A 22,068-nucleotide genomic window follows, 5' to 3' on the forward strand; every position below is an offset into this window, starting at 1 on the left:
CTATAATACTAAGAGACTACAAAAAAGATTAAACGGCCTAAGCCCAATGGAATTTAGAGCTTTGACCGGTTAGGTCAATTTTTGTTATTTTCACTGTCTACTTGACAGGGTGCAGTTCAGGTCAAACATGTACAGCATCTTAACGGTATTTTTCTAAAATAAATTAAGAATTTCTAGATTTTGCTCAAATGCATAGAGCACATTAAATAGCATTTTTAAGTTTTGCACAATAAAATTAAAAAGTAGATATTTGAGATAAAAATTGATTGCATCTCATGTTAAGTGTAACATTTTTTTATTACAAAATTCTTTTCCTTAAATATTTGTAAAACATAAAAGAGCTAAGCATGTAGTGAAATAGCGACTTTTTTCGGAGCGGCTTCACTATATGCTCAGCTCTTTGCTTTGTATCTCCAATTATCTTTGTAAAAACTTATAATTGTAAAATCAAATTAGTCAATTTTGCCCTAATCCTTATTAAAAATGACTTAAGTCACTTCAACTTATGACTTAGAGTTATGATTTAACATACTAAGATTTTATAAAATATAAGTATAAGTAAATAAAAGGGGCGATTTTATATATGGGTATTAAATTGAAAAATATTATTAAAAGGTACGGAAATAGCTTGGCTGTAGATAATATAAGCTTAGATATAGAGGATGGAGAGATATTTGGATTATTAGGACCTAATGGAGCGGGAAAGAGTACAACTATAAAGATGATTATGGGACTTTTAAAGCCTAATAGTGGAGAGATTTTTGTAAATGAAATTGATGTAATGAAAAATAGCTTAGAAGCTAAAAAAATATTAGGGCTTGTTCCACAAGAGCTTGCTATATATGAAAATATGACGGCTATGGAAAATGTAGAGTTTTTAGGGAAATTGTATGGATTAAGAGGTAAAAAGCTTAAGGAGATGGCAGAAGAGGCTCTACAGTTTACTGGGCTTATAGAAAAAAGAAAGGAAGTACCTAAAAAGTTTTCAGGAGGTATGAAAAGAAGGTTGAATATTGCCTGTGCCATTGTTCATGAACCAAAGATAATAATTATGGATGAGCCTACTGTAGGGATAGACCCTCAATCTAGAAATCATATTTTAGAATCTATAAAGGAGCTTAATAGGAGAGGGGCTACTATTATATATACTAGTCATTATATGGAAGAGGTTGAAAGCATATGTAGTAGAGTGGGAATCATTGATTTTGGTAAATTAATAGCTTTAGGAAGTAAAGAGGAATTAATAAGTTCCATATCAGAAGAGCAAAAAATAATAATTGAGGGTTATAATATAAGCTTTAACCCTATAGATGAGATAAAAAAAATAGAGGAAGTTATCGAGGTTAATTTAAAAGGCAACAGAATTGAGGTTATATGCAAGTCACCTAATGAAATTTTACAAAGAGTGTTAGTAAAACTAGGAGAAGGAAATGTAGTAGTTAGAAGTATTGATATAAAACAAGCGGATTTAGAGAGTGTATTCTTAAAGTTAACAGGAAGAAAATTAAGAGATTAATTATAGTATTTGGAGGATAGGAATTATGTGGGCAATAGCATATAAAAATATAAAAGATATGTTTAAAAATATATTTCTCCTTGGGTTTCTAATAATAATACCCCTTTTCCTTATTGGTCTTATTAATAGCATGGCTGGAACTGGAGGAGATATAGTTAATGATCATTCTAATTCAATAGTTGAATTAGTTATACTCTCATCTTCTAATGATAATTCCGCTATTCAATATTTTTCTACCACAACCCTTGTGCAATTTACCTTATTAGGAAGTATGATTGCAGCTTCTATGCTAGTAGGGGAAAGAGAAAAAAACACACTTCTTAGGATGTTTGCAGCACCAATTAGAAGAAGTGAAATGCTAGCTGGAATCTTGATAGGACATTCTTTAATAGTGTTATTAATTACAAGTGCAATAATAATTCTTTCTAATTTAATTTTTGGTGTGAATTGGGGGAGTTCGTCCTTAAATATTATTGTTGTAACCATTTTTGGGGTATATATAGCAACATCTCTTGCTTTTATAGTATCAGGAGTTTTTAAAAGCACTAAGGTGGCAGGGACAGTTGCTTCATTTATAGTCATATTCATGACCTTCGCCAGTGGGGGCTATACTGGTGGAGATAGATTTGAATTGGTATCAAAGTTTACAATAAACAAATGGATTTCCGATGCCTATTTAAAGCTTATGGAAGGTGGAGATCTTAATAGCGTAAAGATAAATTTGATAGTTTTAGGAATAATGGGAACAGTTTTTATGATTATCGCCAGCATTATTTATAGGAGGGAGAATATTTATGAATAGTATAGTGATTGCAATAAATTTAATAAAAAGAATGCTAAAAGAAATAAATATATTTGGGTTCATTTTCTTTCTTCCTATATTATCAGCAGTACTTGCAGTGGTTATGTTTGGAAACACTGAAAAAGTTGCTGTTGGAATAGCAAATTCCCAAAGTGTAGAGTATTATCTCGTAGAATATTTAAAAGATAGCGGTAAATATGATATTAGGTTTCTGGAAGAGGAACAGATAGAAGAAAAGGTAAAAGATAAGGATATAGAGATAGGGGTAATATTTCAAAAAGAATTTTCATCAAATTCTAAGGATAAAATAAAAATAGTTTCTCTTAATAACGATGAAAATGTACAGGTATTAAGAGGGGAAATTGAAGGATATTTAGCTGCATTAATGAGTGGTAAGGAAATGATAGAATATGAAAAGACTACACTAAAATCAGAAGAATATGAAAAGGGTAGGGCTTCCATAGGTTTACTTTCTATGTTTATACTGATGTTTGCAGGATCAAGTATTGGATTCTTACTTCAAGATAAAAGAGAAAAAAATTTCATGAGACTATTTTCTACTCCAGTAAAAGAATATGAGGTGGTACTAGCACATATTATGGCTAATTTTCTTCTTGGAATATTGCAAGTTAGTTTATTTTTGATAGTAAGCACATTTATCTTTAAAATTAGCTGGGGAATATCACCTTTATGGGTTTTCGTTATACTGGCAGCTTATCTGATAACGTCAGTAGGATTTTCTGTAGGTTTGGTAGGAGTGGTAGACGATAGTGAAAAATATAATTTAATTCTTACACTCATAGCCATAGTTACAAGTATATTAGGAGGAGGTTTTTTCCCAACTGATTCATTAAATGTTGTCATTAGAAAAATATCAAGTTTTATGCCCCAAAAATGGATGGTGGATTCCTATACGAAGCTTGCAAATGGAGGAGGCATTAGTAGTATACAAATAAATTTATTAGTGCTTATACTCTTTGGAGTGGTTTTTTTCACCTTTGGTATAAAAACTCTCAAGCCAGAAGAAAAAGATTTATAGAAAAATTGTGGCATAAAACTATCTATATCAAATTAATTTAGCAATTATAAGTTTTCACATAAAGGTATTCCAAAGCATAGAGCTAAGCAGGTAGTGAAGCCGCTCCAATAAAAAGTCGCTATTTCACCACCTACATAGCTCTTAGTATTTTACAAATATCCTTATCTACCATCTATTCATCTAAGCATCTTTAAAAGTTTCTAGATTTCGCTTAAATGTATAGGCGCATTATATAGAATTTTTTAAGTTTTGCACAACAAATAGGTATTTACAATATGTATAATAATCAATATCTGAAAATATATTTTTAAAATATAAAGGAATTAAGTATATAATGGGAGGAACGCCTTTTTCTGAAGTGACGTCATTATGCACTTAGTTCCCATTTTTAGATACTCAATCATCATTGTAAAAATTTATAATTGAGTATCTAATTTGTCATAATCTAATTTTGAAAAAACATATATGCTTAACTATTTTAAATTATAATTTTCAGTGTATGAAAATTTTTCTGTTTTTTGCGAACCTAAACGTAAGTGAAGCGTAAAACATAAATGAAAGGGGGAGAAGATTTGAATGTAGAGAGCAGATATATCTTGCAAATGTATAACAATGATAGAGAACAGGGGCTAGAATTTTTAGTGGATAAATATAAAGATTCCCTATATAAATTTTCTCTCCATTTATGTAAAAATTCAAATGAAGCAGAAGATCTTTTTCAGGATACCTGGATAAAAGTATTTAAAAACATAAATACTTTTGATGAAAATAAAAATTTTCAGACCTGGTTATTTACTATATGTATGAATTCATATAAAGATAGATATAGAAAAAGTAAGAGATGGTTGAATATAATAAGAGATTATTTTGATAACGAAGAAAAACAGGAGGAAATGGGAAAGGTATATTCTACAGAAAATCTACCTGAAGAAGAAACAATTAAAGACTATGAGAAATACATGATTAAAAAAGCTGTTAAAACCTTAAAGGATGAGTATAGAATTCCTTTAATACTGTACTACTTTCAACAGCTAAGCTATAAGGAAATTAGCGAAATTCTTTCAATCCCTGAAGGTACTATTAAATCTAGATTAAATAAAGGCAGAAAACTTATAAAGGATTATATGGAGGTGAATCACTATGATGGATGAAAATAGATTGGAAGAATTGCTTTTTGAAATAGGAGATGAAACCGTAGAAGCTCCAAGAGAACTAGTAATAAAAACAAAAACTTATATGTATGATAAATACCATAAACTTTTTATATATTTAATACCTTTAAGTATAATACTTTATACAATATTTGCTTCAACTATAGTGTATCTTTCTTTACATTACATTAGTACTAAATATATATACATCATGTTAAATACTGCATTTACTATAAGTAATGCGACAATAGTTATATTTTTATTATTATATTCAAAGTTTAATGAATCAATAAATTAGGAGTGTGATATATTATGAGAATGGCATCTTTCTTAGTTATAATTCCAATGGCTATCTTAGCTGTGTTAGGAGCTATAATATATGTAATTTTCCAAAGTACTAGAAATGAAAATGGTAAAACATATGATAGTGATAGTAACAAAAACCCTTTCAAGATTTTGTTTTATGTATTAGCAGGTTTAGTGGGATTGGGCATTGTTTTATTTGGGGCAAATATTTTTACTGGCTTACACATTGGTGGAGAAGAGTTTTGGACAGTATTTCCTGCTATGATCTTTATACCTTTAGTATTTTTAATACCTATTACAATACTTATTGTTATAGGAAGATTTGTTTATTATGATGCCAAAAGTAGAGGAATGGACCCTTGGTTATGGTTACTTGTAGTTATATTTGTTCCTAATTTTATTGGCTTGATAATATATTTAGTAGTAAGAAGTTCCTATACTTCAAACAATAGAAAATGCTTTAACTGTGGAAGTTATGTGAGGGAAGATTATAATATATGCCCTAGTTGCGGAAACCACTTAAAGAATAGCTGCTCTCAATGTGGAAGGGCTGTTGAGAAAGGTTGGAGTATGTGTCCTTATTGTGGAAATCACTTGAGTTAGTTAGTGAATAGTAGAAAGTTATAATTCTAATATTATAAACATGAAACTAAGTATGCCATTGGTATGTACTTAGTTTCATATTTGTATTCAAAATTATTTTTATAAATGTGTTATAATTAACATATAAAGAAATTTTTGGTTCCAAATGGGGAACTAATTAGTTATCACATAAATTATATAGAGAGGGGATTAACAATGAAAAAAAGTAAAAAAATTATAATAGGAATTATATTTGCTTTTTTAGTGTGTTCTTTAGAAGTTTACAGATATATCAATATTAACAAAAACATTGATGAAAAAAATAATTTTAATGTAGAAAGTAGTTTTAATGAGAAAAGTAGTTTCAATATAAGTCAGGTAGATTGGACGGGGCAAGCAAAATGGTGGACTGACAATAGTGGAGATGATTTATATGATATTAAATTTGAATTTTTTGATGGAACAGATATAAAGGAGATAATAACTGAAAATGCTAATTATGATATGAAAATAAAAAGTGATGTTGGTAATGGAGAATTAAATATTAAAATTTATAATGGTGAAAAAATATTATTTGATAAAAGTGGTAAAATAGAGGATACTGTAACAATTTCAAATAATGGTAGCAAAAATGTAAGGATTGAACTTACAGCAAAAGAAGCAGAAGGTCATGTTAAAATTGAACTAATGCCCAATATAATAAGAGTTTCTAAAGATATTTTCAAAATATAGGCTGTGGCAGATTATTTAGCAATTGTAATTTTCTAAAAAATAATTGATTGTGCAAATGAGAACTGGTTATATAATGAAGTGGCTTCATAAAAGGCATTTTATTATGTAATCAGTTTTTTGTCTTAAAAGAAGATAAAAAAATAAATACTTTACTTCCTATTACCAAATTAAGAATTAAGTTCTAGTTTTTTTAAGAAAACATTAAGAATATTTGTAGATTTATCATAATTGTTTTATGATAGTATAAGATATAGTTGTTATAGAAGGAGGCTTTTAGCTATGACAAGGGAAACTATTTTAATTGTTGATGACGAAAAAGAGATAAGGGATTTAATTGGAATATATCTAGAAAATGAAGGGTATAAAGTAATTAAGTGTGGCAATGGAATGGAAGCTTTAGATTACTTACAAAGCCAGGATATAGATTTAATAGTACTAGATATAATGATGCCTAAAATGGATGGCATGGAAGCATGTATGAAGATTAGAGAAGAAAAGAGCATGCCTATAATTATGCTATCTGCTAAAAGTGAAGATATGGATAAAATATGGGGACTGACAGCAGGGGCAGATGATTATGTAACAAAACCATTTAATCCATTAGAACTTATAGCTAGAATAAAGTCACAGCTAAGAAGATATAAAAAATTTAATACTAGCTTAGTAGTTGCTCAAGATGAAAATATTATTGAAATAGATGATCTTATAATAAATATAGCAACCCGTGAAGTAAGAGTTGGAGAACGTGAAATTAAACTTACTCCAATTGAATTTTCCATTTTAGAGCTCTTATCAAGGAATAAAGGCATCGTATTTAGTATAGAAAAGATATATGAAAGGGTATGGAAAGAAGATTTCTTTAAATCAGATAATACCGTTATGGTTCATATAAGAAAGTTAAGGGAAAAAATTGAAGAAGACTCTAGAAAACCAAAATATATAAAAACTGTATGGGGTGTAGGATATAAAGTTGAAAATATGTAAGAAGATATGAGGTGAAACATGATTTTAAAAAGAATATTTAAAGGTATTTTTGGAGGACTATGGAGATTTTTCACCAAACCTTTTAGATGGCTGTGGAAACTTTTTATTAGAATTGTTAGGGGATTATGGGCATTCTGTGCGAAACCTTTTAAGGTAGTTAAAGATAAAGTATTAGATTTATATTACAATCTAAAGGGTAAAGTTAACCAAAATATAAGGTGGGAGCTCATTGTTATATTTGGGATATGCCTATCCCTATCGTTTATATTCTTTACTTTAACTAATTCTTTTTTTTCAAAACCTAGATCCTATTCTGAAATAAATTATCAAAATAGTATACGACAAATGTCTAATGTAGCATTAGAGATAGGATATAATTTAGATAATAAAAAGATTAGCATTAAAGATAGTAAAACCATAAGTGAAGTATTAAATAATCATAACGATGATTCATCAAATAAAATATTAATAGTTGATGAATCAGGAAAAGTAATATATAAGACTAATAATGCTGAAGAAACTCACTTGGATATGCATGCAGTTATAAGAAATGCAATGAGTTTTAAAAATGGTTATGATCAAGGAAGAGATTATGATAGCAGTATGGGAGAATTTATAACCTTTTACCCTGTTGGATTTTCTGATAGCAGAGCCTACGTTGTATTAAAAGGAAGCCCTAGAGGAGACATTGAAACAAAGTATTATACTCAACAGAGATCATTCTTTGCACTAGTATTATCTGTAATATTTTTTATTGTAATTTTTTACTTTATAACAGGAAGAAAAGTAAGATATATACAGGAAATAGCATTAGGTGTTATGTATATTGCAAAGGGTCAATTGAATTTTAGGATTGATCAAAAGGGAGAAGATGAGTTGGCAAATTTAGCTCAAAATATTAATTTTATGACTGGAGAATTAAGAGATAAAATTGAAAAGGAAAGAGAGTTAGAGAAAACTAAAGGTGAGCTTATTACTAATGTATCTCATGATTTAAGAACTCCACTAACTTCAATACTTGGATATTTAAATTTAATAAAAGACAGTAAGTACAGTGACAAAGAGGAAATGATGGAATATATAGATATTGCCTATAATAAATCTGAAAAGTTAAAGATATTAATAGATGAATTATTTGAATATACTAAGATTACCAGTGATGGTATAAAATTAAATTTAACAGAGATAGCTTTAACTGAGTTAATAGAACAATTGACTGAGGAATTCGTACCTATATTTGAAGAAAACAAGATAAATGTAACTAAAGATTTACTAAAGGAAAGTATTAAGGTAACAGCTGATGGGGATAAGTTAGCTAGAGTATTTGAAAACCTTATAGTAAACGCAATAAGATACAGTTATAAGCCAGGGGACATTAGAATTACTCTTGATAAAGTTGAGGACTATGCTTTATTTAGCATATCAAACAGAGGGGATAATATAAAAGAAGAAGATTTAGATAAGATATTTGAAAGATTCTATAGATTAGAGAAATCAAGAGCTGAAATTACAGGGGGAAGTGGATTAGGACTAGCCATTTCAAAAAGTATTATAAATTTACATGGTGGTGAAATATGGGCCGAATCCAAAGATAATATTATTACTTTTTTTGTAAAAATATCTACAAAATAAAATACATTACATCAAAGTATATGTATTATCGTATTAATTTTATATGTAAAAAAGATTCTTTATTACAAAAGGGTCTTTTTTTACAGTTTTTTGTAGATAATTATGGGATATTTGTTCAATACAAGAGTATAAATTTTTGATATAATATTTTTTGCGGGCTAGTAAAGTGTTAGAAAATTAAAGTTTGATGTTAATTTCTGTAAAAAAAGGGGGCAAACTAAAATAATGATTTTAGATATCATTAATAGTACTTTAAATAGTATAGAATCTAAAAAAGATTTTTCCCTAGATGACATTGACTTAGAAGAGGTTTTTTGTGAATTGTTTAAACTATCTATAAAATATTCAGAAGCAGAAAAAGGGTATTTAGTTATTGTCAAAGATAATAATATGTATTTTAAAAAAGGAAATGATATGGTTTTTATAGAAGAAATGGTTGATATTTACAGAGAAATATTATATTATGTTAAAAGACGTTTAGAGACTGTTATTATCAATGACGGGGAGAATGATTTTAAACATAATAAAAATTCTTATATTATCAAAAATAGGATAAAATCCTTACTATGCATGCCTATAACCTATAATGACAAATTAATTGCATTGTTGTATTTAGAGCATAGAACTAAAACTTTTGTCTTTAATAACGATAAAGTAAAGATAATAAAATTTTTATGGAAACATACTATTTCTACTATGGAGGATAAAATGTTAAACTATAAGAATAAAAAAAGAGATGAAGCTCTAGAATATCAAAAATTGAAAAAAGAATTAATACTAAATATTTCTCACGAGTTAAAGACACCAATTAATGTTATACATACTGCATTGCAAATGTGTAATTTAGTTGTAGATGACTCTGAAAATAACAATTCAGCATTACTTAAAACTTATTTTAATATTATGAGAAAGAATTGTTATAGACTTCTAAGAATAGCAGATAATACTTTAGACATTTCTAGTATAGATTCTGGTTGTTGTGAACTAAATATTGAGAATATAGATATAGTAAGTTTAATTGAAAATATTACAATGTCTTCAGTTCAATATGCAAAAGCTAAAGGAATAGAGCTAATTTTTGATACAGATGTTGAAGAAAGATATTTAGCTTGTGATGGAAATAAAATTGAAAAAATAATGTTAAATTTACTTTCCAATGCGTTGAAGTTCACTAAAAAAGGCGGACAAGTTCTTGTTAAAATAAAAGATAGGAATGATTATATTTATATATCAGTGAAGGATACAGGAATTGGGATTAAATCCGACAAAATAGACGCAATTTTCGATAAATTCGAACAAGCGGATAGATCATTATGTCGAAAAAATGAAGGTAGTGGCATTGGATTGCCATTAGTAAAAGCATTAGCTGAGATACATAATGGTAAGGTATGGGTAAATAGTGAGTATGGTAAGGGAAGCGAATTCATAGTAAAATTACCTATAAAAAATTGTACCATGGAGAATCATAATTTTTATCATTTTACGGACTTAGACAAAATCAAAATTGAGTTTTCAGACATATATTTATAATAGTACTATATTTTATAAGGAGGATGAATATTGACTGAAATAAATAATAGAGGTAAGGCTATTGCATATATGATTTTATCTTCATTATGCTTTGCGATTATGGCCGCCTTAGTGAAAATGTCAGGTGATATACCTACGGTGGAGAAAACATTTTTTAGGAACTTTGTTAGCTTAATAGTTTCCGTATCTATAATATTTAGAAAAAAACAAAAACCCTGGGGAAAGAGAGAGAATAGAAAACACTTGATTTTAAGAGGGGTTCTTGGAACTATCGGTATGATAACTTATTTTTATTGCATAGATAATATGCTGCTAGCAGATTCCTCTATGCTAAATAAGGTTCATCCGTTCTTTACTATAATTTTCGCGGTGTGGTTTTTAAAAGAAAAGCTTCCTAAAATACAAATACCAGCTCTTATATTGGCATTCATAGGTATATTATTTGTAATGAAGCCTAAATTTGACATGACCATAATACCAGCTATAATTGGTATATCTTCTGCAGCTTTTGCAGGAGGAGCCTATACCGTCGTTAGATATTTAGGAGATAAGGAAAATTCAGAGATTATAGTTTTTTATTTTTCCTTTATTTCAACTTTAACAGCTATAATGATAATTCCTTTTAATTATTTACCTTTAACTTTAAGTCAATTTACAATGCTGATTGGTGCAGGAGTATTCGCTGCTATAGCACAATTTTCTTTAACTATATCTTATAAGTATGCCCCTGCTTCAGAAGTTTCTATATATAACTATACAAACATAATATTTGCACAGATAATAGCTTTCTTTTTGTGGGCAGAAGTTCCAGATATTTATAGTATAATAGGATATTTTTTAATAATAGGTTCATCATTAATGGTATTTTTATATAAAGGAAAAGGATAAGTTTTTACAATTTTACTGCGCAAAACTTAAAAATGTGAATTGAAAGTTAATTTAAAATATGCTAAGATTAATTTATTGAACAAAATGTTTTATGGAGGTGAAAGGTATGGCGAATTTCTTTTTAGTAAACACAATTTTAGATAGATTGCCAATGTCATTATCTGGAATTACACATGTTAATTTCGATTTTACGGGAGGAGTCTGTCCAAAATTGAATAATGTACTAAAAAGAAGTAAGTTATCTTTGCCTTAAATATATTATAATCATGTTATTTTTAACCCAGGTAAGGATTAGCTTGCCTGGGTTTTTTAGTTTTGATAGGATAAAACTAATGTTAACTACTCATTTATGTTTAATATATAATCTTTAAAAAATGATTTTAATATTATACAGCCTATATAAGCTGTAATATTAAAGCTGTAGCTTTGAATCATAGTATTATTTTTTATGAAAAAGCTTCATTTATATATTTTATTGAACCTCTTAGATTATATAATGAATTAGTTATAATTGATTGATATTAAAGTTAAAAATACAAAACCTGGGTAAGTGTTTCTTGCTCGGGTTTTATTATTTTTAAAAGAAAAATTAATATTAGTTAACACATAAGGGAGGAGTTAATTATGATAGAATTAGCGTTAAAAGAAGTAGAAAAATATTTTGGAGGTAATAGAATTTTTAACAATATTACTTTTGAAGCTCAATGTGGAGAAAGAATTGGATTAATAGGGAGAAATGGTACCGGTAAAACTACAGTTTTTAAAATTATTGCAGGTATTGAAAAACAGGATAAAGGTTCTATAACTATACGAAAAAATTCAGTAGTCGGATATTTAGATCAAATACCTAATTTCCCTAAGCAATTTAAAGTAATGGATGTTTTAAAAACTGCCTTTGAAATTCAATATGAAATAAATAAACAACTAAAAACCTTAGAAATAGAAATGGCTACTTTAGATGGAGAAGAATTAGAGCATACATTAAAAAAATATTCTCAGCTCAATGAAGTTTATGAAGCAGAAGGTGGTTATGAAATAGAAGAAAAATTAAGCAAGATTTGCACTGGGTTAAAATTTAATGAGGATTTTCTAAATAGGGACTTTGTAAGCTTAAGTGGTGGGGAAAAGACTATTGTAGTATTAGGTAAAATTTTATTGCAAAATCCAGATGTACTGCTCCTTGATGAGCCTTCAAATCATTTGGATATGACATCAATAGAATGGCTTGAAGGTTATCTTAAAGCATATAAAGGTATGGTGATAGTAATATCTCATGATAGATATTTTTTAGATAGAGTGGTAACGAAGATAGTTGAAATAGAGGATGGAGAAACTTCTATTTATGATGGCAATTACTCCTATTATGTTAAAGAAAAACAAAGAAGAGTTTTTGAACAATTTGAAGCTTATAAAGATCAACAGAAAAAAATAAAAGCTATGGAAAAAGCTATAAAACAACTTAGAGAATGGGCTGTTCAAGGGGATAATGAAAAGTTTTTTAAAAGAGCGGCAAATATGCAAAAAAGGTTAGATAAAATACAAAAAATTGATAAGCCAATATTGAATCAGCCTAAAATTCAGCTAGATTTTATTGAGGCTGATAGATCAGGCAAAGATGTAGTAAGTTTTAAAGGTATAGGAAAAAGTTTTGGTTATAAGAAAATATTAGAGAATGTGAGTTTGGATGTTAAATATAAAGGGCGCATAGCATTAATTGGAGATAATGGCAGTGGAAAATCAACCATCGTAAAAATGATTTTGGAAGAATTTAAGCCAGATTATGGGGAAATAAAATTAGGAGCTAACACTAAGATAGGATATCTTCCGCAAAATGTAATTTTTAATAATGAAGATTTAACTGTGCTTGAAACATTTAGAGAAGGCATGACCATCTCAGAAGGATCAGCTAGAGGAATATTAGCTAAATTTTTATTCTATGGAGAGAGTGTTTTTAAAAAGGTTAAAGGTCTCTCAGGAGGAGAGAAAAGCAGGCTTAAACTTTGTAAATTAATTCAAAATGATATAAATCTGCTTATACTTGATGAGCCCACGAACCATCTTGATATAGATTCAAGAGAAATGCTTGAAGAAGCATTAATGGAGTTTAAAGGAACTATATTTTTCATATCTCATGATAGGTTTCTTATAAATAAAATTGCAGAAATGATATGCGAAATAGAAGATAAAAAAATTATTAATTATTATGGAGACTATGAGTATTATAAGGAAAAGAAAAAAGAAATTAAAAGAAGTAATACAGAAGTTTCTAGCAAAAATAAAATAAATAAACCACAGAATATAGAAAAGCCTAAAAACATAGTAAGTAATAAATTAAAGGAGGCTGAGAGATTAGAAAAAATAATAGAAGAACTTGAAAGAAAAGTAGAAAATATAGACAATGAAATTAATAACAATGGAAGTGACTATGATAAATTAGTAGAGCTAGATAAGGAAAGAGCAAGGATTCAAGAAGAATTAGATATAATGCTTAAAAAATGGATAGAGCTGAATGATTAAAATATAGTTAAGTATAATTTTAGATTAGCACAAGAGAGGCCTATTTATTTTTAGTTTCAGCTGGAGTTTTTATAAGAAATATTTGCTCCAGCTGAGACTTATAAGAATTTATTTACTAAGTATTTCTACCCCATCTTCTGTTACTAATATTGTATGTTCCCATTGGGAAGAAAGGGATCCATCTTCAGTGAATACTGTCCAATCATCTTCAGAATCTATTACTATTTCATAGGAGCCTGCATTTATCATAGGCTCTATTGTAAATACCATACCAGGTACTAAAACCATACCTTCTCCACTATTGCCATTGTGAGCTACAAAAGGTTCTTCATGAAATTCAAGTCCAATACCATGGCCACCAAAATCTCTTACCACAGAGTAGCCATGCTTTTCTGCATGCTCTTGAACGGCTGCCCCTATATCACCTAAAAATCCCCAAGGTTTTACAGCTTCTATACCCTTATACAAGCATTCTTTTGACACTTCTACTAACTTCTTTGCTTCTTCACTTGCCTCTCCAATTATGAACATCCTTGAAGCATCTGAATAATATCCATTTAATATGGTGGATACATCTATATTTACTATGTCTCCATTTTTAAGAATTCTATGCTCACTAGGAATACCATGGCATACTTCATCATTTATTGAGGTGCACAAGCTTTTAGTATATCCTTCAAAGTTAAGAGTTGCTGGGACTGCTCCTTGGGATATAGTGTAATCATGAACTAATTTATCAATTTCCTCAGTGCTCATACCTTCTTTTATATTTTTGGCAACTAAATCCAGTACAGCGTTATTAATTTCAGCACTTTTTCTTATACCTTCAATTTGTTCTTTAGTCTTAATGATTTCTCTTGGTGGAATTTCAAAGCCCTGCGCTTCTAAAATTTCTAACTTCTTATCGAATTCAATGTGGCATTTTTTATATTTTAATCCACTTCCACACCAACATAAATCATTCCTATTTAAATTCATATCAACATCTCCTAATATTTTTATAATGTTTTATTTATTATTTTATAGCTATAAGTTAAATTATACCGCTATAGTCACAATTTTAAAATATGCTTTAATTGTATCAGTAGTTCTTATTATAATCAAAATCATATATCTTTACTTTATAAATATATATGATAGAATTACTCCAGACTCAGTTCAATAATATGAATTCAAATTGATAGGAGGACTATGTATGAAATCTACAACAAAACGTACTGCCCACCTAGGCTCTGTGCAAAGACTGCATGAAACAAAGGGAACAAAGCCTTGTTCAGAGCCGAACTTTATTAGATTAATTTAGATTAAAATTGTTTTGTGTGGTCTTTGCTTCATTATTTACAGATTAAAAAGTAGATAGGAGCAAGGATTATGAAATATAAAAAGGCACAAAATATATTGCCAGAAGATATAATTGAATTAATTCAAGAATATATATAGGGTGGGTATTTGTATATACCTGTAAAACATGAGAATAAGAAAGCTTGGGGAGAGAATAGTGGTGCAAAAGATAGTTTAAAGGAAAGAAATAGAGAGATCTTTGATTTATATAATCAAGGAATATCTATTAGAGAACTTGCTCAGCAGTACTATCTTACTGAGCATAGTATTAGAAGAATAATTAGACAAGAAAAACAAATAATATAAATACAAATCGGTATTTTAATATTATCAATATAGATAATTAAATACCGATTTTTTATTTGCAATTTTAGAATTAAGTATAAACAACTTTGATACAGAATCATTTATGAACTTGAGAAGTGAGAAAAGCCAATGATATGATGTGATTAGAAGGATTAATCGTCAATAAATAAATTTTAAAAGGAGAATTTTTAAAAAAGGGAAGTAATGAGTATTTTAACTGTTAAAAATATGAGCTATAGATTTGAAGATAGATTAATATTAGATGAGCCAACAAATTATCTAGATGTTGAAGCAAAAGATGAATTTAAGAGAGCGGTAAGAAATAACGTAATAATATAAAATAGAGGTGTTTAAGGTTGGAGAATAAAGTTTTTGAAACTTGGATGAATGGTTATATAGTTAAAGACCATATAACAAATAAAAATATAGAAGTGGGAGACTACACATATTATTCAGGATATTATCATGAAAAGCATTTTGAAGATCACTGTGTTAGATATCTTTCGCCAGATATGGATGGCGTAGATAAACTTAAAATAGGAAAGTTTTGCTCTATTGGTTCTGGAGCAATATTTATAATGGCTGGTAATCAAGGTCATAAGCATGATTGGATTACAACATATCCGTTTTTTTATACACCGGACCTTAATGAAAATGCTTTAGATGGATTTGAAAAAAAGGGAGATACTATTGTTGGAAATGATGTATGGATAGGGACTGAGGCTATGATAATGCCTGGAGTTAAAATTAGTGATGGTGCTGTTATAGGGGCGCGAGCAGTGGTTACTAAGAATGTTGAACCTTATACAATAGTGGCAGGGAATCCAGCTAAAGAAATAAAAAGAAGATTTTCGCAAGAAGAAATACAAATGTTACTAGAAATTAAATGGTGGGATTTAGATATAAACATCATAAAAAAATATATTCCCCTTATGTGTAGTAATAATATTGAAGAATTTCTCAAAATGATTAAAGGTGAAATGAGGTGAAAATTTAATATTTTTAAAAGATATTAAAGAAAAAAGTATCAAAAGAAATAAAAGCCGAGTTTAAATAGTTGGTATAATATTTATTGAATTTGTACAACACATTGTTGAGCAAATTCTTTTTTTAGTTATTATATGATTTTCATGTAAGGTTAACTTGACATAAAGATTATATGGATATATAGTTATTATGTAAGGTTAACATTACATAGGAGAAGTGAAAATATGAAGAATAGAGTAAGAGAATTTAGAGAAGCTCGTGGGCTTACTCAAGAACAGCTTGGAAAACTTGTAGGTGTATCAAGACAAGCTATTAATGCAATTGAAACAGGAAAATTTGAACCATCCATTTGGTTGGCTTATGATATTGCTAAATTATATGATAGCACTATTGAGGAGATATTTCTTTTTGAGGAAAGTGAAAGGAAATCATAAGATGAATTTCCTCAAAGGCACTTTTAAAGAAAATTTTTAGTTACATAGAAGCAAAAATAAAAGAAATTATTAATAGAGATTTTAAAATAGCAACTTGATATATAAAGGAGAGTTATATATGAAAAAAGTTTTAATTAATTACACCTCAAACCAAAAACAAGGTTATATAGCGGGAGGTTTATTCAATGAAGCAGATGTTAAGCAAAGATTATACGAGGGAGAACAATTAAAAAATACAGATATTGAATTCTACAATCCAATAGAAGCTCCTTGCAATGATAAATCAAAACTGCCTACTGCTGACGATATATTTACAATGGATACTGAAAAAATATTAAAATCTGATGTGATAGTAGCGGATATATCTACCAAAGACGAAGGAGTGATGGCTGAGTTAGGCATTGCTTGGGCTTGTAACTATATTCATCAATTAGCTGAAGAAGGTTATACATTAGAAGATATATTGAAATATATTCCTAAGAAGGAGATAAAAGCGCATTTATCTGATATAAGAAAAACTACTTCTAATCAATATGAAAACAATTATATTCCTTGGGGATTCAATCAATATGTAATAGGCATGATAGAAAATAACGATGGAAAAATATATGATAGCTTCAATAAAGTAATAGAAGATATTAGTAACAATAAGTGAGGTTAAGAGAAATGGCTTTAAGAAATATTAGACATTTAGAGGATGAGATTTTAAGAAAAAAGTCCAGGGAAGTTGAAATAGTAGATGACAGAGTAAGGCAAATACTTAATGATATGGTTGACACTATGTATAGTATAGAAAATTGCGGCGGATTAGCGGCTTGTCAAGTGGGGATTCTCAAGAAACTTGTAGTAATTGATATGGGACAAGGACTTATAAAATTAGTTAATCCTAAAATAATTAAAGAGGAAGGTTCTCAAAAAGTCATTGAGGGATGCATGAGTATTCCTAACAAATGGGGTTATGTTTTAAGACCATACAAGGTAACCGTAAAAGCATTAAATGAAAATGGTGAAGAAATTATATTAACAGGCACAGGAGATTTGGCAAAATGTTTCTGCCATGAAATTGACCATTTAGAAGGCATACTGTTTATTGATAAAGTAGTTGAATATGTATAGTTAAAATAGCTGTTTCTACATTATAAATTTCTACAAAGATAATTTGGTTTCACAAATATAGAGCTAAGTACGTAGTAAAGCCGCTCCGGAAAAAGTCGCTTTTTTACTACATGCTTAGCTCTTTTATTATTTATAAATATATTTTTAGAATTATAAGGTTCTACAAAAACAATTGGGCTATTTTTATATTTTACAATATTGCTTATATATTTGTTTGAAGCTTAGGGCATCCTTGGCTAGCTTTACTGCAGCCATTACAATTACCCTTTAAAGCACAGCCTTTCGTTTCATTTGTTTCATTTAAAGAAGTGGCTTTTACCATGAATCCTTTATTTGTATATATTAGCTGTATCTCATTTACTTTATCTGCAAGTTCTTTATCGTAGACTATAGATATATCTTCAACCTTATCTACAAAGTCCATTTCTTTTATTGTATCTAGTAGGATTGATACCTTTGGAGTTTTGCAACATCCTTGGTTATATGTTAATTTTAGGCAATTATATTCATCATCATATTTAAATAAATTTACTAATTGATTATAAGCATTATTTGATATTTTTATTTTTATTTTTTTATCCAAAAAATTCACCTCAATTCACTATTTATTATATACTTAATTAAAAGCTAAATTGTAAATTATTAATGAACAAATTTAATTTTTAATATATAATATTGCAATAATGATTAATATTAGGTAAATTAGTAGTGTTATGCAGATTAATAATATTAAATAAAAAATAGCTTGCAAAATGCTCTGCAAGCTATGATAATCTTATTTGTCTTCTTTTAATTCATTTAGACAGTTTTGGCATACAATTTTACCTTTATAGTGTGTAATGTTCTTTGCATCGCCGCAGAATATACATGAAGGGTTGTATTTTTTTAGTATTATCTGCTCACCATCTACAAAAATTTCTAAAGAATCTTTTATCTCAATATCCAACGTTCTTCTTAATTCAATTGGAATTACTATTCTTCCGAGTTCATCGACTTTTCTAACTATACCTGTTGACTTCATTTAGTGAATCCTCCTTAATACAATATTCGACTTATATTAATAAAATAATAACAGTAATAACATAATTAGTCAATAAGTTATTTATAAGTTTAAATACACTTGATTAATAAATATAAAATAAATTTATATAAAATTAATATTTTTTTGTATATTTATTGCCTATAATATATTTTATGAGGGATTTATTATAATGTTAATAAAATATTAGGAGGTAATGAAATGAATTTTCAAATAGGTGATATTTATAGTGGTTTTAAACTGGTGGATAAAAAAACCGTAGAAGAGGTAAACTCACTAGCGCTAATTTTTCAACATGAAGCTACAGGAGCAAAATTGTTAAAACTAGAAAACGAAGATGATAATAAAGTTTTTTCAATAAGCTTTAGAACTCCCCCACACGATAGTACAGGTGTAGCTCATATATTAGAGCATTCAGTTTTATGTGGCTCAAGAAAATTTCCATCAAAGGAGCCTTTTGTAGAACTTATAAAGGGATCATTGAATACTTTTTTAAATGCTATGACTTTTGCAGATAAGACAATGTACCCTGTTGCTAGTAAGAATAAAAAAGATTTTTTTAATTTAATGGATGTGTATTTAGACGCAGTTTTATATCCAAATATATATAAATATCCTCAAATATTTATGCAGGAAGGTTGGCACCATGATTTAGAAAGTCCAGAAGGGGAAATAACCTATAAGGGAGTAGTATATAACGAAATGAAAGGTGCTTTCTCTTCACCGGAATCTATACTTATGAGAAAAATACCTGAATCTTTATTCCCAGATACTACTTATGGAGTAGAATCAGGAGGAGATCCAGATCATATCCCAGAGCTTACATATGAAAATTTTATTAACTTCCATAAGAAATACTATCACCCATCAAATAGCTATACATTTTTATATGGTGATGGAGATACTTTAGAGGAGTTAAGCTTTATACATGATAATTATTTAAAAGATTTTAAAAAGATAGATGTAAATTCTTCAATAGCTATTCAAAAATCTTTTGGAAATATGGTTGAAAATGTAGTGGAATATCCTATTTCTCAAAATGAGGGAGAAGAAGATAAAACCTTCTTAAGTTTAAACTTTGTTGTTGGAAAAGCAACAGATGAAGAGCTATATTTAGCCTTTGAAATTTTAGAACATTTATTATTGGAAACTTCAGCAGCGCCACTTAAAAAGGCACTTATACAGAGCGGTATAGGTAAAGATGTATTCGGTAGCTTTGATAATAGTGTGCTTCAGCCTACGTTAAGTATAATAGTTAAAAACTCCAATGAACAGAAAAAAGATGAATTCAAAAACTTAGTATTTACCACTTTAAAAGAATTGGTGGATAAAGGCATAGATAAAAAGTTGATTCAATCATCATTGAATATTAAAGAATTTTATTTAAGGGAAGCTGATTATGGTGGGTATCCTAAAGGACTTATATATGGTATAAAATGCATGGATAGCTGGCTTTATGACCATCATCCTTTAATGCATTTAAGTTATGAGCCACAGCTAAAGAAAATAAAAGAAAGAGCAGAAAAAGGATATTTTGAAGAACTTATAAATGAATATCTATTGAAGAGTGATCACAGTTCCCTTTTAATTGTAAAACCTAAAAAAGGCCTTGCAGAAGAGAAGGATAGAAATACAAAAGAAGAATTAAAAGCTTATAAAGAAGGATTATCAAAGGATGAATTAAAGGAAATCTTAGATGAAACTGAAGAACTTGTTAAGAGGCAAAATACTCCAGATTCACAAGAAAACATAGAAAAGATTCCTCTTTTATCAATAGAAGATATAAGTAGGGAAACGGAAAAACTTCCTATAGAAGTTTTAGATGAAGGCGGAATAAAGGTATTAAAACATGATATATTTACAAATAAAATTGCCTATGTAGATTTATACTTCAACACTGAAAATGTTCCACAGGAGTTAATTCCGTATATAGGATTGTTATCTGGAGTTCTAGGCAAAGTAAGTACTGAAAAACATGATTATGAAGATTTATCAAAGGAAGTAAATATAAATACTGGAGGAATTTATTATTCAGCAACAGCGTATTCAAACAGTGTCAATGTGGATGAATTTACTCCTATGCTTAAAGTAAAATCAAAAGCTCTAGTTTCAAAACTGGGTGATTTATTTAAGCTATTGTTAGAGGAAATCAGAAGCAGTAAATTTGATGATAGCAGAAGGATTAAAGAAATACTTTCAGAACTAAAATCAAGAATGGAAATGACTATATTTGATAGAGGACATATGATAGCTGTAGGAAGGGTAGCATCTTACTACTCAGCAGTAGGAGCATATTTGGAGAGAGTATCTGGAATAAACTTATATCATTTTGTAGTAGACCTTGAAGAAAATTTTGAAAGTAAAAAAACAGAGATAGAAAGTAATTTAAATAAGCTATGCAAATTAATATTTAATAAAGAAAATGTAACAATAAGCGTTACTTTAGAAGAAGAGGATTATAAAGAATTTAAAAAGGAACTTCCTATTCTAGTTAAGGGATTTGGCGATAATGCTTTTGAAAAGGCTTCCTATAATTTTGATTTAAAGCCTGAAAATGAAGGTTTAATGACATCAGGAAAGGTACAATATAATGCAAAAGGATATAACTTTAAAAAGCTAGGATATAAGTATACAGGTACAATGCAGGTGTTAAAGACTATTGTAAGTTTTGATTACTTATGGAATAAAGTAAGAGTTCAAGGTGGAGCTTATGGATGCTTTGGAGGATTTAATAGAAATGGAAATATGTATTTTGTATCTTATAGAGACCCTCATCTAAAAAACACATTAAATGTTTATGATAAAACTTTTGAATATATAGAAAATTTTACGGAAGATGAAAGAGGTATGACAAAATATATAATTGGAACGGTAAGTGATGTGGATTCTCCTCTTACACCTTCTATGAAGGGTGATAAGGCTTCAGCTAATTATTTTAGTGGAGTTAAATATGAAGATATTCAAAGGGAGAGAGAAGAAATATTAGACACAAAAGTGAATGATATTAAAAAATTAGCACCTATAGCTAAAGATTGCATGAAAGAGCAATATATATGTGTTCTAGGAAATGAAGATAGAATAAAAGAAGAAAAAGATATGTTTAATAATCTTATTCATATATTCAAATAACGTTAATAAAAAAACAAAGTATTAGGGTAATGATTAC

General features: G+C 28.6%; 21 protein-coding genes and 1 pseudogene. 19 read left to right on the plus strand and 3 right to left on the minus strand.

Annotation, left to right across the window (positions count from 1 at the left end):
* Window positions 1–583 precede the first annotated feature (583 nt).
* The 13 genes from KQI86_RS05920 to abc-f all read left to right on the plus strand — a co-directional run bounded on the left by KQI86_RS05920 (window position 584) and on the right by abc-f (window position 13,679).
* Window positions 584–1,516, plus strand: a complete 933-nt coding sequence (locus KQI86_RS05920) for an ABC transporter ATP-binding protein (RefSeq protein WP_216438365.1) — start codon at window positions 584–586, stop codon at window positions 1,514–1,516.
* Between the two features lie 25 nt (window positions 1,517–1,541).
* Entirely contained in the window at window positions 1,542–2,318 is a 777-nt protein-coding gene (locus tag KQI86_RS05925; RefSeq protein WP_216438366.1) for an ABC transporter permease, read from the plus strand.
* The gene (locus KQI86_RS05930; protein WP_216438367.1) at window positions 2,311–3,357 is read left to right on the plus strand and encodes an ABC transporter permease; all 1,047 of its coding nucleotides are present in this window, start codon (window positions 2,311–2,313) and stop codon (window positions 3,355–3,357) included. The genes KQI86_RS05925 and KQI86_RS05930 overlap by 8 nt, the downstream gene beginning before the upstream one ends.
* A 572-nt stretch (window positions 3,358–3,929) precedes the next feature.
* Window positions 3,930–4,508, plus strand: a complete 579-nt coding sequence (locus KQI86_RS05935; RefSeq protein WP_216438368.1) for an RNA polymerase sigma factor — start codon at window positions 3,930–3,932, stop codon at window positions 4,506–4,508.
* Window positions 4,498–4,806 carry a hypothetical protein gene (locus KQI86_RS05940; RefSeq protein WP_216438369.1) on the plus strand — a complete coding sequence of 103 codons (309 nt, stop codon included), beginning with the start codon at window positions 4,498–4,500 and terminating at the stop codon, window positions 4,804–4,806. Before KQI86_RS05935 ends, KQI86_RS05940 begins: the two co-directional genes overlap by 11 nt.
* Window positions 4,807–4,820: 14 nt before the next feature.
* Window positions 4,821–5,417, plus strand: a complete 597-nt coding sequence (locus KQI86_RS05945) for a zinc ribbon domain-containing protein (RefSeq protein WP_216438370.1) — start codon at window positions 4,821–4,823, stop codon at window positions 5,415–5,417.
* A 195-nt stretch (window positions 5,418–5,612) separates the two neighbouring features.
* On the plus strand, window positions 5,613–6,128 hold the full coding sequence (locus KQI86_RS05950; protein ID WP_216438371.1) for a hypothetical protein: 516 nt from the start codon (window positions 5,613–5,615) through the stop codon (window positions 6,126–6,128).
* A gap of 279 nt (window positions 6,129–6,407) precedes the next feature.
* Window positions 6,408–7,112 carry a response regulator transcription factor gene (locus tag KQI86_RS05955; RefSeq protein ID WP_216438372.1) on the plus strand — a complete coding sequence of 235 codons (705 nt, stop codon included), beginning with the start codon at window positions 6,408–6,410 and terminating at the stop codon, window positions 7,110–7,112.
* A gap of 18 nt (window positions 7,113–7,130) precedes the next feature.
* Window positions 7,131–8,744 (plus strand): sensor histidine kinase, encoded by a 1,614-nt coding sequence (locus tag KQI86_RS05960; protein ID WP_216438373.1) that lies wholly within the window; start codon window positions 7,131–7,133, stop codon window positions 8,742–8,744.
* A gap of 225 nt (window positions 8,745–8,969) precedes the next feature.
* On the plus strand, window positions 8,970–10,274 hold the full coding sequence (locus KQI86_RS05965) for a GAF domain-containing sensor histidine kinase (RefSeq protein ID WP_216438374.1): 1,305 nt from the start codon (window positions 8,970–8,972) through the stop codon (window positions 10,272–10,274).
* Window positions 10,275–10,304: 30 nt separating this feature from the next.
* On the plus strand, window positions 10,305–11,162 hold the full coding sequence (locus KQI86_RS05970) for a DMT family transporter (RefSeq protein ID WP_246582703.1): 858 nt from the start codon (window positions 10,305–10,307) through the stop codon (window positions 11,160–11,162).
* Window positions 11,163–11,268: 106 nt separating this feature from the next.
* The gene (locus KQI86_RS05975; protein WP_216438375.1) at window positions 11,269–11,415 is read left to right on the plus strand and encodes a hypothetical protein; all 147 of its coding nucleotides are present in this window, start codon (window positions 11,269–11,271) and stop codon (window positions 11,413–11,415) included.
* A gap of 371 nt (window positions 11,416–11,786) precedes the next feature.
* On the plus strand, window positions 11,787–13,679 hold the full coding sequence (abc-f, locus tag KQI86_RS05980) for a ribosomal protection-like ABC-F family protein (RefSeq protein ID WP_216438376.1): 1,893 nt from the start codon (window positions 11,787–11,789) through the stop codon (window positions 13,677–13,679).
* A 108-nt stretch (window positions 13,680–13,787) separates the two neighbouring features.
* Here the strand turns inward: abc-f and map are convergent, their stop codons facing one another.
* Complete coding sequence (gene map, locus KQI86_RS05985) at window positions 13,788–14,657, minus strand: type I methionyl aminopeptidase (RefSeq protein WP_216438377.1); 870 nt, start codon at window positions 14,655–14,657, stop codon at window positions 13,788–13,790.
* 393 nt (window positions 14,658–15,050) lie between these two features.
* Here map and KQI86_RS05990 point away from each other — a divergent pair.
* The 5 genes and pseudogenes from KQI86_RS05990 to def all read left to right on the plus strand — a co-directional run bounded on the left by KQI86_RS05990 (window position 15,051) and on the right by def (window position 17,863).
* Window positions 15,051–15,326, plus strand: a pseudogene (locus KQI86_RS05990) (CD3324 family protein).
* Window positions 15,327–15,709: 383 nt separating this feature from the next.
* Window positions 15,710–16,315, plus strand: coding sequence for a CatB-related O-acetyltransferase (locus KQI86_RS05995; protein ID WP_216439509.1), 606 nt, complete (start codon window positions 15,710–15,712; stop codon window positions 16,313–16,315).
* Between the two features lie 222 nt (window positions 16,316–16,537).
* Window positions 16,538–16,747 carry a helix-turn-helix transcriptional regulator gene (locus KQI86_RS06000; RefSeq protein ID WP_216438378.1) on the plus strand — a complete coding sequence of 70 codons (210 nt, stop codon included), beginning with the start codon at window positions 16,538–16,540 and terminating at the stop codon, window positions 16,745–16,747.
* A gap of 118 nt (window positions 16,748–16,865) precedes the next feature.
* Window positions 16,866–17,402 (plus strand): nucleoside 2-deoxyribosyltransferase, encoded by a 537-nt coding sequence (locus KQI86_RS06005; protein WP_216438379.1) that lies wholly within the window; start codon window positions 16,866–16,868, stop codon window positions 17,400–17,402.
* Window positions 17,403–17,413: 11 nt separating this feature from the next.
* The gene (gene def, locus KQI86_RS06010) at window positions 17,414–17,863 is read left to right on the plus strand and encodes a peptide deformylase (protein WP_216438380.1); all 450 of its coding nucleotides are present in this window, start codon (window positions 17,414–17,416) and stop codon (window positions 17,861–17,863) included.
* A gap of 202 nt (window positions 17,864–18,065) precedes the next feature.
* Here the strand turns inward: def and KQI86_RS06015 are convergent, their stop codons facing one another.
* On the minus strand, window positions 18,066–18,446 hold the full coding sequence (locus KQI86_RS06015; protein ID WP_216438381.1) for a hypothetical protein: 381 nt from the start codon (window positions 18,444–18,446) through the stop codon (window positions 18,066–18,068).
* 192 nt (window positions 18,447–18,638) lie between these two features.
* Window positions 18,639–18,884: an AbrB/MazE/SpoVT family DNA-binding domain-containing protein gene (locus KQI86_RS06020; protein ID WP_216438382.1), complete on the minus strand. Its 246-nt coding sequence runs from the start codon at window positions 18,882–18,884 to the stop codon at window positions 18,639–18,641.
* Between the two features lie 219 nt (window positions 18,885–19,103).
* Between KQI86_RS06020 and KQI86_RS06025 the strand changes: the two genes are divergently transcribed.
* Window positions 19,104–22,031 (plus strand): insulinase family protein, encoded by a 2,928-nt coding sequence (locus KQI86_RS06025; protein ID WP_216438383.1) that lies wholly within the window; start codon window positions 19,104–19,106, stop codon window positions 22,029–22,031.
* Window positions 22,032–22,068 lie beyond the last annotated feature (37 nt).

It is taken from the genome of Clostridium mobile, assembly GCF_018918285.1.
Classification (GTDB): Bacteria; Bacillota; Clostridia; order Clostridiales; family Clostridiaceae; genus Clostridium_AW; species Clostridium_AW mobile.